The 15793-nt window shown below is 61.8% G+C and carries 15 protein-coding genes; 1 reads left to right on the top strand and 14 read right to left on the bottom strand.

Features of this window, described 5'->3' with window-relative positions:
• Nucleotides 1-15: 15 nt before the first annotated feature.
• The 14 genes from C1931_RS20530 to C1931_RS11835 all read right to left on the bottom strand — a co-directional run bounded on the left by C1931_RS20530 (nt 16) and on the right by C1931_RS11835 (nt 15231).
• On the bottom strand, nt 16-171 hold the full coding sequence (locus C1931_RS20530; RefSeq protein ID WP_234412655.1) for a hypothetical protein: 156 nt from the start codon (nt 169-171) through the stop codon (nt 16-18).
• 1555 nt (nt 172-1726) lie between these two features.
• Nucleotides 1727-2842 carry a type IV secretion system protein gene (locus tag C1931_RS11775; RefSeq protein WP_108756477.1) on the bottom strand — a complete coding sequence of 372 codons (1116 nt, stop codon included), beginning with the start codon at nt 2840-2842 and terminating at the stop codon, nt 1727-1729.
• 95 nt (nt 2843-2937) lie between these two features.
• A complete protein-coding gene (locus tag C1931_RS11780; RefSeq protein WP_108756478.1) occupies nt 2938-3786 on the bottom strand; it encodes a hypothetical protein in 849 nt (282 codons plus the stop codon).
• Complete coding sequence (locus C1931_RS11785; protein WP_108756479.1) at nt 3783-6230, bottom strand: VirB4 family type IV secretion/conjugal transfer ATPase; 2448 nt, start codon at nt 6228-6230, stop codon at nt 3783-3785. Before C1931_RS11785 ends, C1931_RS11780 begins: the two co-directional genes overlap by 4 nt.
• An 81-nt stretch (nt 6231-6311) precedes the next feature.
• Nucleotides 6312-6620, bottom strand: coding sequence for a VirB3 family type IV secretion system protein (locus tag C1931_RS11790; RefSeq protein ID WP_108756480.1), 309 nt, complete (start codon nt 6618-6620; stop codon nt 6312-6314).
• Complete coding sequence (locus C1931_RS11795) at nt 6613-7023, bottom strand: TrbC/VirB2 family protein (protein WP_108756481.1); 411 nt, start codon at nt 7021-7023, stop codon at nt 6613-6615. Before C1931_RS11795 ends, C1931_RS11790 begins: the two co-directional genes overlap by 8 nt.
• A 73-nt stretch (nt 7024-7096) precedes the next feature.
• Nucleotides 7097-8065, bottom strand: coding sequence for a lytic transglycosylase domain-containing protein (locus tag C1931_RS11800; protein ID WP_108756482.1), 969 nt, complete (start codon nt 8063-8065; stop codon nt 7097-7099).
• Between the two features lie 3 nt (nt 8066-8068).
• Nucleotides 8069-9112: a P-type DNA transfer ATPase VirB11 gene (gene virB11 / locus C1931_RS11805; protein ID WP_108756483.1), complete on the bottom strand. Its 1044-nt coding sequence runs from the start codon at nt 9110-9112 to the stop codon at nt 8069-8071.
• 14 nt (nt 9113-9126) lie between these two features.
• Entirely contained in the window at nt 9127-10401 is a 1275-nt protein-coding gene (locus C1931_RS11810; RefSeq protein ID WP_108756484.1) for a TrbI/VirB10 family protein, read from the bottom strand.
• Entirely contained in the window at nt 10398-11177 is a 780-nt protein-coding gene (locus C1931_RS11815) for a TrbG/VirB9 family P-type conjugative transfer protein (protein WP_108756485.1), read from the bottom strand. Before C1931_RS11815 ends, C1931_RS11810 begins: the two co-directional genes overlap by 4 nt.
• Nucleotides 11178-11226: 49 nt before the next feature.
• Nucleotides 11227-12306 (bottom strand): type IV secretion system protein, encoded by a 1080-nt coding sequence (locus C1931_RS11820; RefSeq protein WP_108756486.1) that lies wholly within the window; start codon nt 12304-12306, stop codon nt 11227-11229.
• 88 nt (nt 12307-12394) lie between these two features.
• The gene (locus C1931_RS11825) at nt 12395-12841 is read right to left on the bottom strand and encodes a hypothetical protein (protein WP_108749944.1); all 447 of its coding nucleotides are present in this window, start codon (nt 12839-12841) and stop codon (nt 12395-12397) included.
• 416 nt (nt 12842-13257) lie between these two features.
• The gene (locus C1931_RS11830) at nt 13258-14937 is read right to left on the bottom strand and encodes a type IV secretory system conjugative DNA transfer family protein (protein ID WP_108756487.1); all 1680 of its coding nucleotides are present in this window, start codon (nt 14935-14937) and stop codon (nt 13258-13260) included.
• 36 nt (nt 14938-14973) lie between these two features.
• Nucleotides 14974-15231 (bottom strand): hypothetical protein, encoded by a 258-nt coding sequence (locus C1931_RS11835; protein ID WP_108753406.1) that lies wholly within the window; start codon nt 15229-15231, stop codon nt 14974-14976.
• 123 nt (nt 15232-15354) lie between these two features.
• On the opposite strand from C1931_RS11835, the gene C1931_RS11840 reads away from it, so the two are divergent.
• Nucleotides 15355-15783: an HD domain-containing protein gene (locus C1931_RS11840; RefSeq protein ID WP_108756488.1), complete on the top strand. Its 429-nt coding sequence runs from the start codon at nt 15355-15357 to the stop codon at nt 15781-15783.
• Nucleotides 15784-15793: the final 10 nt, after the last annotated feature.

A 15793-nucleotide genomic window follows, 5' to 3' on the forward strand; every position in this document is an offset into this window, starting at 1 on the left:
CCCCCGCCCTGTTCCCTAAGCGCCCTGCCCACTGCGCCCACGAGGAATCACCCAAGAGACGCACTGAATGTAGTAGCTCATGGTGATCTTACGGTTCTTGGCACCTACGCTCGCACACCGCGCAGCAGCCGCCGCCTCGGCCTGAGCCTTCGTTCGCTTACCATCAGACACACCAGCATCATCTGAAGTAGTGGACTCCGATATGGATCCCAACGTTTCTATCCAATGCCCGGTCGGAGAGTTGGCGGGGACTTCAGTCTGGCCGCTACTACCCGAAGATCCACCTGGAAAGGCGCACAACCCCGTACGCCCTCTCCTCCTGTGGGATACATGCCGGATGGACAGTCACCCTCAGCCTGAACTGGATTCATGCCGTACATGCTCAGGCAGATCAGGGCGGCGGACACGCGCAACACGCGCCCCCCCTTCACGGCTGTGGTGCCGGAACGAGCCGAACATGCAGTCAGTAAGCGCGGAACTCCGCGAAACTGCATGCGGAGTAGGCAATCTCACAAACCTGTCCATTCCTCAATCGCGAACAACTGGAAACCGCGTTGGCACGGGCCTTCGCTTCAGACGGCGCGCGCGCGATTACCGCCTGACCCACCGGCGAGCCTCCCTTCACGTTCATCGGGTCCGCAATTGCGACACACTGATTGTAATAGGTCATTCGCACAGCACAGTCCATGCCCCCCAACCGAACGCACTCTGCCAAAGCCATGCGTTTGGCCTCTGCTTCGGACCCGCGGGACCGTACGACACCTGTCACCAGCGTCGCGCCGAGGCGATCAGCGCTGTCATCTGCGATGGCCCCCCAGCGATCTTCCCACACGCCAGGGGTTGCGCGAGGCTGGCTCTGCGCCTGCGGCACTGCTCGGCCGGGGATCGGTGCGCAGCCTTGGACACCCTGCCCCCCGATGGGATAGAACCCGGCCGGACAATTGCCCTCGGCAAGAGCCACTGAGGACAACGTCATGAGGGCCACCAACAGATTCAAACTGAAACGCGTTCCCACATGCCCTCCGGAATCGATCCTACCGACATCACCTCGCACGTTTGTTCGCGCCCCGCGGAGTTGATCAAGTACAAATTCCGCCATGGGAACACGAAACTGAGCTAACCGCCGGCATTACTAATGTCACGCGCGCCAGCCTGCCCCCGAACGAGCGGGACCACCATCAATAGCGCTTGAAGAAAGGCTCACTACAAGCCGAATAAATCGATCTGCATTGAGATCCTCCTTTGTTTCGGCAGTTCTGCAGGGCAGACTGAGTCGCTTCCTTTACGGTCGCAGCGCTGACGTAGTTTGTTCCAGTTGAAGCCAGTTCTGAAACAACTGCCGCCACGCACTGATTCTGATAGACGAACTCAACCTTGCATGGACCGCCAGCCCTCTTCTCACAGTTCTCAATCGCCCTGCTCCGCGCTGTGCGTTCGCTGAACGCACCGACTGCAGCGCCGCCCTCCTTTCCCTCAATTGCACCGGCCAGAGCTCCCCACGTCTTGACCCATTCTCCTGTCAGTCGCTCGGACGCCGGCGCGGAAGGAGACGCACTCGTCCCTGAAGGCTGCTGTGCACCAGGGATCGGCGCACAGCCTCTCACGCCCTGTCCGCCAATGGGATACATCCCCGGAGGGCATCCGCCTTCCGCCCGCACCACTGGAGCGGCAAAGAACCCAAACATTACCAGTGCAAAACAGATCAAACGATGTGACATAGCAGACCTCACCCCCTATCGTTGTTAGCGACACCTCGCTGCCCCGTGCCAGTAGTTGAGTCACTACCGAAACCGGAACGCTGCCCGCTGGAATCGTTCATTCTCTGCCCGGTATCGTGCGCAATGGGAGTGGGCGCGATTGCAGTCCCGCCGCTACCTGACCCATGCGAACCCGGCGGCTGCCCATTCGGGCCCGGCGATGCAGGTACGGCACTCCCGCCTATCTGCGAATATGCCATGAAGCTACCCAGGGTGCCCTGGAAGAACATCGCCGCCATTGGGGGCGCAGTCAGGATCAGCGTCGTGAGAATAAGCCCCATGCCGCCCTGCTGCAGCGCCATGCTGGACATGCCCTCGGTGAAATTCTCGCCCATCAGGGCACCGGCTAGCGTGCTCCCCCAAAACGCGAAGGCAACCTTGGCAACCATCTTCATTGCAATGGCCGTCATTGCGGCAAGTACCGCCATTGAGAACATCGTGCCTATGCCATACAGCAACCATTTCTGGAACAGCTGCTTGGTCTGTTCAAATAGCAGGCACAAGATGAACAGCGGACCGAGGCCAATGAAGAGGGCCAGCGCTACTTCGTAGAGCAGCAACATCGAGCCTGCAGTCACGGCAGGACCACCGGTACCCATGCCGATAAACCACATGGTCCGCGTTTTCGCATTGTCCAGAGTGACATCACCCACGACGTCCAGCGTATCCACAGACGCCAGTGCAAGCTGCATGTAGCCAAGGTTCCGGTCAATGAGGTCTTCCGGCGATTCGTCCTCACCCGTAATCACATGAGTGATTTCGTTCTTTACGTCCTTGTTGAGGAAGCTGTGAAGATTGCTACCAAACATGGCCATCGTCGTGGCGACCGATACGATAAGCGCTGCCTTGGCCATGTTGGTTACAAGCACCATCATGGAATCCCGGCTCTGGCCGGTGGCTATGCGATAGCCCTGAATGAGAACCCACAGAGTCATCAATGTCAGCGCCATGGCGCCGACCCACTTCATCACGCGTCCCAGCAGATCAACGCCAAACTCAGCGATCTCCTTATGCAGGTAGTCGAGGATCAGCCTGAAGAACATGAAGTCGCCAATGGACGACGTCACGTGAAGGTTCTGCAACATATCCAGTGCATTCAAGCCAAATGCACCACCGACCATCCCTAGACTCATGACATCACCTGATTAAAGAACGCAGCATTGGCCAACCGGCGTCTGCATTAGAGGGACAACGCCGCCTTGAGTGCAGCGGTCTTGACGACGGTTCCCAACGGCGATCGTGTCCCCTTGAGCGCGCGCTCAGTCAGGAACTCCTGTTGGCGCTCCAGGGCCGAGATCTGCCGGTCATACATCTTGATGCGCGTTTCCCATGCGGTGAAGTCCGCCTGCATGTACGAGTCGGACAGTTGGGCATTGGTCATGGTTTCCGTCATTCCGCCTTCCTTGGACGTCAGCTCGCGAATGCTCTTGATCTTGTCAAGGACGCCGCGAATCTCCGGAAGCGTATCCTGGACGACACTGATGGTTTCGTTGTATTTCTTGTTCTGGATGAGCTGGATCGCCGCGCAGATCTCCTTCTGCTGCTGTGCGATATCACCCTTGGGATTGAGCTTCATCGCCGAAAGCAGATCACCGATCCCACCGATCACGCCCAAGCCACAGCGTTCGGAAACATTCCAGTCATCCGGAACAGGCGTCAACGTGATGCCCGAGGGCATGTTCGGAGCGGCGATGATCTGCTGGAACTGGGCCAGCTTCTGCAGCCAGTTCTGCGTTGTGTCATAGAAGCGCTTGTACTGCTCGCCGTACTCGATAAAGGCCTCAGCCTGACTGGTCAGGGTATTGACCTCGGTCATCGTGCCGTTGAACAGCTGCATGCCGATCTCGACTACCGGAAGCGTGTAGGCCTGGACAGGCGCCGCCAGCATCGCCGTCAGGCTTGCACCCATCAGCGAGGTACGGATGCGGGAGGACAGGGACTTCTTCTTGAGAGCGCGAGGTGCGGTTTCCATGTTCTTCTCCATCGTAATCAAGGGGCTTGCTGCGTTCACGTCCGTTGCGACAGTCATGCTGCAACCTCCTTATTGTTGGATGCGGGCTTTCCAGAGCCCTTCCGGTTCTTGTAGAAATCTTCCAGCCACTGCTCCGGCGTCAGCTCATCGACCGTTACGCGGGCACGCACGGCAGCGCTCTGCAGCACACGGTGCATGACGTCGATGTTGTCGGTGGATGCAGAGATCACCGACAGGATGTCGTCCATGCCGCGCAGGTTGAGCTGGCACACGCTGGAAGCGTGGCCCTGCTTGACCAGGAAACAGCGTGAGCGCTCATCCAGCGCGGTGACGACACGGAACTCGGCCTCGGTCAGCTTCAGGCCGTCCATGTAGTCGCTCTTGCTGGCGTTCGGGTTCGGCAGCAGGATCAGCGTGGCGGTCTGTTCGATCAGGGCAGCGGAGATGTCGCTCTTCAGCGCGTCTTCCGGGCTCTGCGTGGCGAAGATGCCCAGCCCATTCTGCTTACGGATGGTCTTCTGCTTGTTCTTGGCGAACTCCTTCAGGCCACCCTCGCCGTCCAGGATCTTCCAGAATTCGTCCATCACGTAGATCAGCGGACGACCGTCGATCAGCGATTCCAGTCGGTGCAGCAGGTAGTTGATGACCGGCACGCGCACTTCGGGGTTGTCGATGATGTCGGTGTAGTCAAAGCCAATGATGTTGGCCTTGCTCAGGTCCACGGTATCAACGGGGTTGTCGAACACCCAGCCCAGCGAGTTGCCCGAGGTCCAGCGGCGCATGCGCGCGTACAGACCGTCGTCGCCCATGTTGGGCAGGCTCTTCTGGAAGTTGGTCATGCTGCGCAGGTGCATGGGCGTGTCCAGCATGCTTTCCACCGCGCGGTAGATGTCTTCCTCTTCGCGGGCGCTGTATTCGCGCTTGCCGGCCAGCACCTTGATCAGGTCGGCCAGGAACTGCACGTTGGCTTCGCTGTTTTCGCACTGGAACGGATTGAAGCCGGTCGGCGCGCCGTTCTCCAGGGCCAGGTAGTTGCCGCCACAGGCACGCACGAAGATCTCTGCGCCGCGGTCCTTGTCGAAGAAGAAGATCGTCGGCGACGGGTCGTACTTCTGCACCTGGCTGAGCAGGAAATTGATCAGCGCGGTCTTACCGGTACCGGACTTACCGATCACCATGGTGTTGGCGATGGCCTTTTCACCCAGCGAATTCTCGGAGGGATGGGTGGCGTGGAAGTTGAAGTAGTACGGCTGGCCGTTGGTGGTCTGCAGCGTGGTGACGCAGTCGCCCCACGGGTTGTTGTGCTGCTTGCCGGTGGCGAAGTTGTGCAACGGCGACAGGCCCAGGAAGTTCAGCGAGCTGACGTTGGCCAGCCGCGTGCGATAGCGCCAGTTGCCCGGCAGCTGCGAGTAGAACGACGAGGTGACGGCCAGGTCTTCCTTGGTCGATACGAACCCAGCGTTGGACAGCTCGGCGCGGGTGGTGGCCACGTTCTGCGAGAGCTTGGCCTGGCTGTCGCCGTAGACCGTCATCATGAAGTGGTACTCGCCCAGCACGAAATTGCCTGAGGAGAGCTGATCCATGGCCTGGTCCAGCTCCACGATCTGACTGACCGCCTTGTCACCGGACGAGATCATCATGCCCTTGGTGCGGTCCAGCACCTTCAGAGCATCCTGGCGCCCCATCGGGCTGAAGGAGTGGGTGATGACGTATTCGTAGTCCAGATACTTCAGACCGTTGAGGATGCCCGGGTAGGTTCCCTCGGCATACTCCTTGATGTTCAGGATGGCGCCGAAGTGATTGACGCCATTGGGCGTATTGATGACGAAGTCACCGGTCTTGGCCGAGAACATGTGCCGGCTGACCGGCAGGTAGTCCTTCACGGGAGCCGACAACACCGGCACCGGCTCATCAATGCGGTTGATGAGGTAACCAAACAGCTCCAGCGTTTCCGAGAACACCACGCCGTTCTTGGCTTCGTACATGCCCAAGCGGTAAGGCGCGTAGTCGCGGATCACCGCTTCAACGTTGCCCGCCAGTTCCAGCAGCTTCTCGACCGCCTGCTCCTGCTCGGCGCGCAGCTTTTCGATGTTGGCGGACTTTTCGACGAAGCGCTTTCCGGCCACGACCGGCCTGAAGATCATGGTCAGATACAGTTCGTTCTGCATGATGCGCTGCGACGACAGCATGCCCATGTACTGATCGGACACGTCCTGGTTGAACCGCTGCTTGTACTCGCTCTTGCCCTTCAGCGTGCGACGGCGACGGATGTCATGCACCCAGAAGGCGACGTTGACGAAATCCGGCGCGCGCAGGGTCTGCAGCAGCCGGTTGAAGGTGTTGTGCCGATGCTCGAGCTCCCATTCCTCACGGCCCACGAACGGCAAGCCTTCCAGATGCCAGGTCATGAGATAGTCGCCGCCCGTGGTCTTCACCACGTTCGGTGCCACATGTGATGACAACGGAATGAATTCGCTGATGGAGGTGTCTGGACTGAACATGCGACGGCTTCCAAAGGGGTACTGCAGAAGTGGTTTGAAGCTGCACCGGCCAGCCTGTCGGCCGGCCGGTGCATGTGGCCCTCAATCCTTGGGGGCCGGCTTGGTGCGGTAGTGATTCGGGTTGAACACCCACATCCCATCGTGTTCCTGCACATTGCGGGCGCGCAGCTTGAACAGCAGCCGCAGGCCCAGCAGCCGGAAGATCATCTCGTCACGCTTGGCCATCTGCCGCATGATGAAAATGGCCACCGGTATGGTGAGCAGGAACCAGAAATTGGTGTAGACGCTCAGCAACAGCAACCCGCCCGCCACCATGAAGAAAGGCAGGTAGGGCACGCCCAGAAACATGGCCGGGCGCGTGCAACCCCGAAACAGTACGTTCTTATGCACTGTAGTACTGGATGGCGTTCTGGATCAGGAAGGTGGTGCCGCCGCCCGAGTTGGAGCAGTTGCCATCGCTGCCGTCACCCAGCAGCATGCGCGCGATCTGGCTGGCAGCGCCGATCAGAACGCCACCGATCAGGATAGGCGCCACTTCAGAGATGCGCTTGTGAGCGAAGGCGATCTGGTAACCGGCAAAGATGACGGCGATGGTGACCACCGCGATCGAGGCCATGTTCAGCAGGCCGTTGATGTTGTCGAAGAAGCCACAGACCTTGGTGTCGGTGCCGCCGTAGTCGGGACCGCCGGCGAACACCTGCGGCGCGAACACGGCGCCGACGAAAAGGGTGGCCATCAGCAGCGACTTCAGCGTGCGCTGCGCCTGGACGAGGTCAATATTGGATCGCTTCATGGATTGATTTCCTTGTTGATGGACTAACAGAACTGAATCGACCAGCCGGGGGACTGGCCGCACCACGACTTCGTCAGAACACGAAGGCCGCATCCCCTGCGGGAATCTGTTGCACCGGCAGCTGCTGGGCCGGCGCGTTATAGACGTTTTCCTGGGCGGCGGTCGGCTGTTCGCGCTCGCCCCAGGGGCGCAGCATGACCGGCTGCTCGCCAGAGGCCGCCATTCCCGGCAGCTGTTGCGGCATTGCCTGCGGACCGGGGGCGCCGGCTGCCTGCGGCAGCTGCTGCGGATAAGCCTGCCCCTGCGCACCCTGTGCCGCAGCCTGTTGCGGCTGCATCATGCGGTCCACCGAGCCCAGCACCACGCGCGACAGCGCCTGATCGGCAAGGTTCAACGCACTGCTGCGCGCCATCGCGCCCGCCGACGGGTAGACCGTGTAGGCACGGGCCGGATCGTTGGACGGCACGTACACCGGCGCGTCGGCCTGGGCGACGATGCGCGACTGCACCGGCGACAGGGTCTGCGGATGGTGTTCAACCTTCACCGTACGACGCTCGCCGCGGCTGACCACATCGATCGGCAGTGCGCCATTGCTGGCCACCTGCTGCCCACGGCGCATCGAATCGTAGATCTTCTGCACGTAGCCATGGCGGAAGCCGGTGGTGAAATTACCCGAGTAGTAGCAGCTGAACGACTTGCCCCAGTCCTGGCCGGAACGCTTGTAGCATTCGGCCAGGATGCGCGAGCCCGCCTGCAGGTTGGCGCACTGCTGGAAGGCTTTTTCGTACGAATCCAGGCCGTACTTGGCCAGGTTGTAGCGGTTCACCTGGGCCAGGCCGACCGAGAAGTTGTAACCCTTCTCTTCCAGCATGCGCACGGTGGCCAGCGCTTCATCCAGCGCCTTGGGCTGGCGCACCAGCGCGCCGCCCACCACGCCGATGGCGAAGGGGTTGCGCGAGGATTCCACGTTGATGACGTGCTGCATGACGTCCATGGACACGGCCATTTCCGGGCATGCCATCATTTCCAGGCCTGGCAACATCGTTCAACCCTCCTGCCCCTGGGCGCGCCCAGGATTGAAATCAATGCCGGTGATGTAACGCGAACCGGCATGCGCCTTGATATGCACCACGATGTCGATGGTCATCATCAGCAGACGCTTGATGACCTCGAATTCCAGGCCAGAGCCCTCCGTGGAGGCCTTCACCATCAGCGCCAGCTGGTCCCAGGTCTGCTCCGGGCTGCCGGCATGGCAGCTAGTGATGGAACCGGGGTGACCGGACGCGCAGTTACGGATGAAGTAGAACGCTTCATCGCCACGCAGCTCGGCCAGGATGATGCGCTCGGGCTTCATGCGCAGGCAGGCTTCCATGCAGCTCTTGGCGGTGACGTTGCTGGCACTCTGCCCGCCCTTGGAGTACAGCAGGTGAACCACGTTGGGCTGGGTCAGGAACAGCTCGCGTGCGTCCTCGATGGTGACCAGGCGTTCGCTGTCTGGAATGTGGTTGACCAGTGCCTTCATGAAGGTGGTCTTGCCACTACCGGTGGCGCCGGACACCACGATGTTCTTGCGATACATCACCGCACGCCGGAAGAACTCGGCGTATTCGCGCGAATGCCGCAGCTCCAGCAGCTCGCGGTCCTGCTCGCTCAGGCTGCCGTCCTGCTCCAGGATCTGGTTGAAGAACCCGTCTTCGTGATACTGGGTGAGCGACTTGGTGTGCTTGGACGGCAGACGGATGGTGATGGACACCTTGCCGGCATCGCACGCAGGCGGGATCACGAACTGCGCACGCTGCCCGGTGGGGAACGTGAGCGAGACCACCGGATCGGCATCGGTGATGCGCTGGCCGGTGTTGCTCTCGTTCACCACCGCGGTGCAGAACTGCCGGGCCCGCTCGAAGGTCAGGCCCGGCACGTCCACGCGCTGCCACCCTGCCCGGGTTTCCAGGTACAACTCGCCCGGACGGTTGATGCAGATTTCCGTCACGTCGGGCGAGCTCATGTACTCCGCGATGCCCAGCACTTCGTACTGATAGCGCAGGAATTCGCTGGAAACAAGGGCGATGGGAGACACTTCGGCGTCCATGATCGTTCTATGAATTACCGGCGCGGGTTGAGCACGTTGGTGAAATCAACGTCTTTTGCGACGTAGACATTCACAACGGTGCCCTGGTTGATGGTGACCGTCGGCGGGCGACGACCTTCGCTGAGCGCTTCGTTGGCCAGGCGCTCCATGGTGCGGGCGGTCGCGCTCTCATACGGCGACTGCACGGCGAACCCGTTGCTGGCCACCGTGGTCGACTCCGGGCCGTGTTCGGCAGCGGCGTACTTGAACACGTCGGAGATCAGGCTGATCATCAGCGCGGACGCGATTCGGCTGCCCCAGTGCGCGCTGTACTGCCCCGGATGACCCGCCCCACCCAGACCGTCGATGCCCGGGCTGGACATGGCCACGTCGATGCCGTTCGGCGTGGTGACGCGATCCCAGATCACTTCCACACGCTTGCCAGCCGGACCGCCACCATAGGAACCGTAGATCTTCGAACCCTTCGGCAGCAGCAGGCTGCGACCATTGATGGAGTACACCGGCTCAGTCAGCAGGCACGAGGTGTAGCCGGCCAGGTCGGTGATGATGCGGGTTTCCAGCACACAGCGCAGGTAGGTACCGCGCACCAGCAAGGCATCCGGACTGTGGATGTAGGTTGCAGAAGATATGTCTTCCACGTCGGGGCCACGACGCACCTTCTGCGGCCCCTGCTGGTTGGGCATCATGTTGGCCAGCAATGCCTGTCGGGTCTGTTCGTCGATGGCCGAACGCTGCGACTGCGGGCCACCCGGGCGATTACCAGCGCCGACCGCTGCGTCATCAGCACCGGCAATGCGGCGCTCCAGAAGCGTCGGACCGCGCGGCTGCATCGGCTCAGGGCGAGCGGTGATCGGCACCAGCTGCGGACCCTCGTCGCGCGGCCTGTCCGGAAGCATCGGAATCGGCTCGGCGACCTGGGCCGGGGCGGCCTGCGGTGCAGCCGGCGCGACATTAGGCAGGTCTGGCGTGGAGACGCGTGCCACCTCACGGGGCTTGCTCTTCGTATCGGCGTCGTCGCTGCCCTTGCGGAACAGCAGGAAGCCCATCGCCACCAGCAGCACCACAATGCCGCCGAGGAACAACAGCGCCTTGCGATTCAGCCGCTGCTCTTCGGCCGAGCGCAGCTGTGGCGCACCCGCATCCAGGTCCGGCGAGGCGTTCTGGGTATTACCACCGAAGTAGGGATTGGACGGGTTTTCCGACGCGCTGCCGGACACCGAGCCGTACGGGCTCTGGCCCTCTTCGCGTCCGGTGTTCGGATCGTTTCCGGGAGTGTTCTGCTGGCTCATTTCTTCACGTTCCTTCGCAGACCGACGACGTAATCGCCGTGGCGGATGACCAGGTACGGGTAGGTCCCGTGCACGATCAGCGTATTGCCCTCAACGGTGGTATTGACCACGAAGTCTTCACCGTATTCCTTCTCACGGCCAAACACGGCCGGGAAGATGCCGGTCTTGTATTCCGGCGAGTTCGGCAGTTTCAGGTAAGTGAAACGACCGTCGTCGTAGGCATTGACCGGAATCAGCCAGCCCATCTTCTTCGCCCGACTGGTCGAGTACGAATAGTTGAAGTTGTACTGGCGATCCTTGGCCAGCTCCGTGCTCAGCAGCGGCTGGGCCTCCTCCTCCACTGCCGACTGGGCCACGCCAAATTCGGTATCGCTGGGATAGCTGAAGGCAATCTTGTACTGCACACCCGCCCTGCGTGCCTGCTCCAGCTGGCGCCAGTCGGTAGCCACCACCTTCAGTTCGAAGATGTACGAATGGGTTTCGGTGCGCACCATCATGTTGGTGTCCACGTCCACGTTCTTCGGCTTGATGTAGAACACGTTCTCGCGACGGGTCAGCTCCCAGCCATTGCTGAAGCCGGTGCTGTAGTCGAGGATCTTTTCGTTCGGGCTCAGTTCGATCTGGGTGGTCAGGCCCAGGCCGGTGCGAACCGGGTAGATGCGATCCTTTTCATACTCGTAATGGTCTACTGCCTGCGCCATCGCCGCGGTGGAAAACACCAGCGACAGCAACGACAGCAGCGCCAATGCGCCCCCCCTGACTTTTCGACTACTCATCGGTTGCTTGCTCCATCAGCATTTCCGGTGGAATGGTTCGTTACACGTTTCATCGGCCGCCCTGCATCGGTTGTGCCTGCGGCTGCGCCTGCATGGGCTGCTGGCCCGGGTAGGCGGGCGCGGGGGCCTGCTGTCCCTGCATGGGCTGCCCCTGCATCTGGGGCACACCCTGCATCGGCTGCCCCTGCATCTGCGGCGCACCCTGCACTGGCTGGCCCTGCATTGGCTGGCCCTGCATTGGCGGCACCTGGCCGTTGGCCGGCGCGGCCAGCGGCTGCCCGGTGGCCGGGTCGATCATGGTGGCTGCCGCGGGATTGTTCGGGTCGTAGATGCCCTGCGCCTGTTGGGCGGCCTGCTGCGCCTGCGCCTGCATGGCACTGTCGTCAGGCACCGGGACGCCGCGTGCGTAGTCGTTGTCGACCCGGTACTCGGTGACCTGGAAGGCCAGCGGGTTCAGCACACGATCCTGCTCGGACAGCGCCAGATTCTGGTTGTACTCGAAGCGCATCGTCACCAGCTGGTTATCCAGGTAACTGGTGGCGCCCGTACGCTTGTCCAGCAGACTGCGCTGGATACGCACGGAGGCACCACGGAAGCTGCCATTGGCCTGCTGCATGAGCGGGGTGATGCTGAGGATCTTGATGCGGATGGCCTTTTCGCGGCCATACATGAGGAACGGATTCTGCGGATTGTTACCCGCATAGCGCTGCTTCATGCTCTGCGCCACCGGTCCGTTGGACATCACGAACACCAGTTCCCAATCGCGCAGGCCCATGACCGCCGAGTCGAACGACTCACGTGCCAGCACGTATTGGGCCACGTTGCTGCGGTTGACCGCTTCGTTGGACGTAATGGTCTCGCCCTGGAAGGTGCCCGTCAGCCGCGCCACCGTGGCCGTGCCGGTGTAGGCATCGGCCATCACCAGGAACGGCACCTTCTCTTTCAGCGGCAGCATGTAGTAGTAGCCGCCCGCCAGCGCCAGCGACATCAGCAACGAACCGGTGGCCACCCACCAGGCGCGGCGCTCGCTGCGTCGTGCCATGTCGGCCACGGTGATCTCGTAGCTGACCGCCTTGGCGACCGACTGCTCGACCTTCTGGCTGTTGCCTGCATCCTTCTTGCGGAACATGGATTCTTCCGTACTGCTGAAACATCAATGGGCGTGACGCCCCTGCGGCGGGCGCGGGGTGCGGCACGTTCGATGATTTCGGTGGGGCTCAGCTGCCGCTGTTGGCGTCAGCCGCCGGAACCGCCGCAGTGGGCGTCGATCCGGCGTTCTGCACGACAATCTGGTTGCCCACGATGGAGACGGAAACACCTTGTGCCGCATAGGCTGCCGTGAGGTCGATCACGGCCTGCTGTGCGTTGGTGGTGTCGATGTCCGACACCGCGCCATACAGGGTGAAATCCGAGCTGAGGCGATAATCCAGGGTGCGGCCGGAATCCTTGGCCCAACGCTCAAGCATCGCCTTCAGCGTGCCGTCCATCGGCGACGCCTGGTACACGTAGCTGGTATAGAGCGGGATTTCGGTCGGGGCCGTGGCAAACCGGTTCACCGGCTTCCAGCGTCCGCCGAAATCGGGTGCGGGCTTGGTGGCGCAACCGGCCACCATCAACGCCGCGGCTGCGGCGATGGACATTTTCACGATAAACGCCTGATTCATACGGGCTTCACTTTGACGTACGAAAAAGCAGTCCCGATGTTGGTCCCCTGGTCGTCCGGCGCTGCATGGCGCACGCCAGAAACGTCACAGTAAGCGCACTTAACAGGGCACAACTGTCACGGTTCCCCTGCAGCCCGAAAGCTGCCAACCAGGTCGCAGACCACGGCTCTTCCAAGCCGCGCTCATGCGCCCTCACCAACGTCGGAACCATCCCTGTTCCAATGGCTGAAACTCCTGGCCACTCTGAAAGCAAGCTGAATCACGAGGATTCCCAAGCCGTGCATAGAGTCGCACAACCGCACGTCAATTCCATGTCAGACAAGTCTGAATTCCATCAACGTATGGTGTTTTTTTGACGCGCTTCACTAATTCACATCCCTGAATTCGTGCATGCGTCACATTCAGCACTCGACAACTCAAATATCGAGCACCGGCGCGTCAACTTTCGGAAGTAGACGCGACGTGAAATAGCGATCCTTGTAATAGCGGATCTTGTCGCACTTCACCGGATGCGGGATGCCTTCGTACAGGAATACCTCCTGGTCCGGCCCCATCGCCTTCAGTTCCTGCGGCAGCATCAGCGCACGCCGCTCTTCGCTGTAGCTGTGGGTCTTCTCACGGGCATGGGTCACGTTCTTCTTGCGGATGGTCGTGTAGCCCAGCATGTCCGAGTAGTCGTTGGCGTCCTGCTGTTCGCGCGGCGCGTACAGGATCTGCAGCGCGTGGTTGGTGATGATGGTGCGCGAGGTTTCCCGGCCATAGGTGGCATCGAGCTGGGACATGCTCTGGATGATGGGCAGCAGGCGCACGTTGTAGCCGGCCATGTAGGACACGGCCGAGGCGATGATGTCCACCTTGCCGATCGATGTGAATTCGTCCATCAGCAGCAGGCACTGGTACTTCAGGTCCGGGTTGGACTTGGGCAGTTCCTTGGTGTTGAGGTTGATCAGCTGGCTGAAGAACAGGTTGATGATCAGGCGGCTCTCGGCCAGCTTGTTGGGCTGGATGCCGATATAGATGGTCATCTTCTTCTTGCGCACGTCGGTGAGCAGGAAGTCGTTGGTGCTGGTGGCCTTGTCCAGCACCGGATTGATCCAGGCGTTCAGCGGCTCCTTGAAGGTGCCCAGGATCGAGGCGAAGGTCTCATCGGCCTGGGACAGCATGTTGGCGAACGCCGAGCGCGCGTTGCTGCTCAGGAACGGCCGCTCGGACAGGCCCTTCAGGAACTTCTTCAGATCGGTGCCGTCACCGGAGGACAGGCGGTAGACCGAACCCAGCGTGGGCGTGCCCATGCCGCCGGGGAAGCCGCTGGCGCGCTCGTCGTCCCAGTTCTCGAACAGGTACAGGGTGAAGGCGATGAAGGCATTGCGGGCCTGGCTGACCCAGAACTTCTGGTCCTCGGCGCCATCGGGGTACAGCATGGCGGCGATGCTCATCAGGTCCGAGACACGGAAGGCCGGATCGTCGGACACATAGCTGAGCGGGTTCCAGCGGTGCGTGCGGCGGTCTTCGGCGAAGGGATTGAACAGGTAGATTTCCTGGCCCTGGCTGGCGCGCCAGCCACTGGTCAGGTCGAAGTTTTCCTGCTTGATGTCCAGCACCACCAGCGATTCGCCGTATTCCAGCAGGTTCGGAATGACCACGCCCACGCCCTTGCCCGAACGGGTGGGCGCGGCCAGGATCACGAACTGCTGGCCATCCAGGCGCACCAGCTTGCCGCCGTGGCTGCCGACCACAATGCTCTGCCCGGTCTTCTTGAACATGCCGTGCTTGGCCAGGTCGGCGCTGGTGGCAAAGCGGGCATCGCCGTGCAGCGAGCGCTTGTCCTTCTTCAGCAGCGCCACCAGTGCGATCACCGCCAGCAGCAGCAGCGGCACGCCGAAGCCCAGGTAGCCGGCCCACTTGATCTTGCCCACGAACGGGGCGACCTGCGGCTGGCCCAGGGCATTGAAATACTGGTAGTAGGTGTTCCAGGTGAAGAGCTTGGTATCCAGGCCGAGCAACAGCAGGGTCAGATAACCGGACAGCGCAAACCCGAGCACCAGGGTCGCCAGGGTGGCGATGGCGATGAGCAGATACTTCTTACTGGGCAACACCCGAATCCTCCATGATGCGCCCAAGGGCGCGACGAACTAGCGGCGGCGCCAGCGTGACGCCTTCTTCCGCAGGTGGTTTTCATCCTCCAGCCCGGGCTCGATGCCCTCTTCCCGCAGCAGCCCTTCCAGGTAGTGCCGCGCCTCGGCCAGCGACATCAGATCGGACAGACGCTCCCCGTCATCGGCGATGACCGCATGCCCGATCACATCGCCGGGAGCGTACACCGGCGCGTGGGTCACCGCTACCAATCGGTAGCGCCCGCGCAGTTCAAGTTGGTGTGTGTACTGCTGCATTGCTTCACTCCGTGACGGCGTTCACATGTCGTTCCCACGACGGGCCCGTGCGTCGCTCCGATCAGGGCTGGCAACGCGCGGGTGCCACCCCTGACAATACACGTCTGCGCTTCGGAGACCACCATGGATTGGATTGCACGCGCCCGCGCACTGGCTGCCGACGCCCACGCCGGGCAGATCGACAAGGCCGGTGCGCCCTACATCGGGCATGTGGCCCGCGTCGCGGAACGGGTACGCGGCGATGACGACGCCGAAGTGGTGGCCTGGCTGCACGACGTGCTGGAGGACTGCCCGGGCTTCGCCGCCCAGGTGCAGGACTTCCCGCCGGCGATCCAGCACGCGGTGCAGCTGCTGAGCCGCAACCACAGCGCCGACACCGCTCATTACTATGCAGGCATCGCGGCCAACCCGCTGGCCCTGAAAGTGAAGCTGGCCGATATTGCCGACAATGCCGACGAAACGCGGCTGTCGGCCCTGGATGCGGCCACCGCCGAGCCCCTGCGCGGGAAGTATCGCGCCGCACGGGCGCAGCTGGGGCCGACGGCCGTCTAGGCGCGCCACC

It is taken from the genome of Stenotrophomonas sp. YAU14A_MKIMI4_1 (assembly GCF_003086855.1).
Lineage (GTDB): Bacteria > Pseudomonadota > Gammaproteobacteria > Xanthomonadales > Xanthomonadaceae > Stenotrophomonas.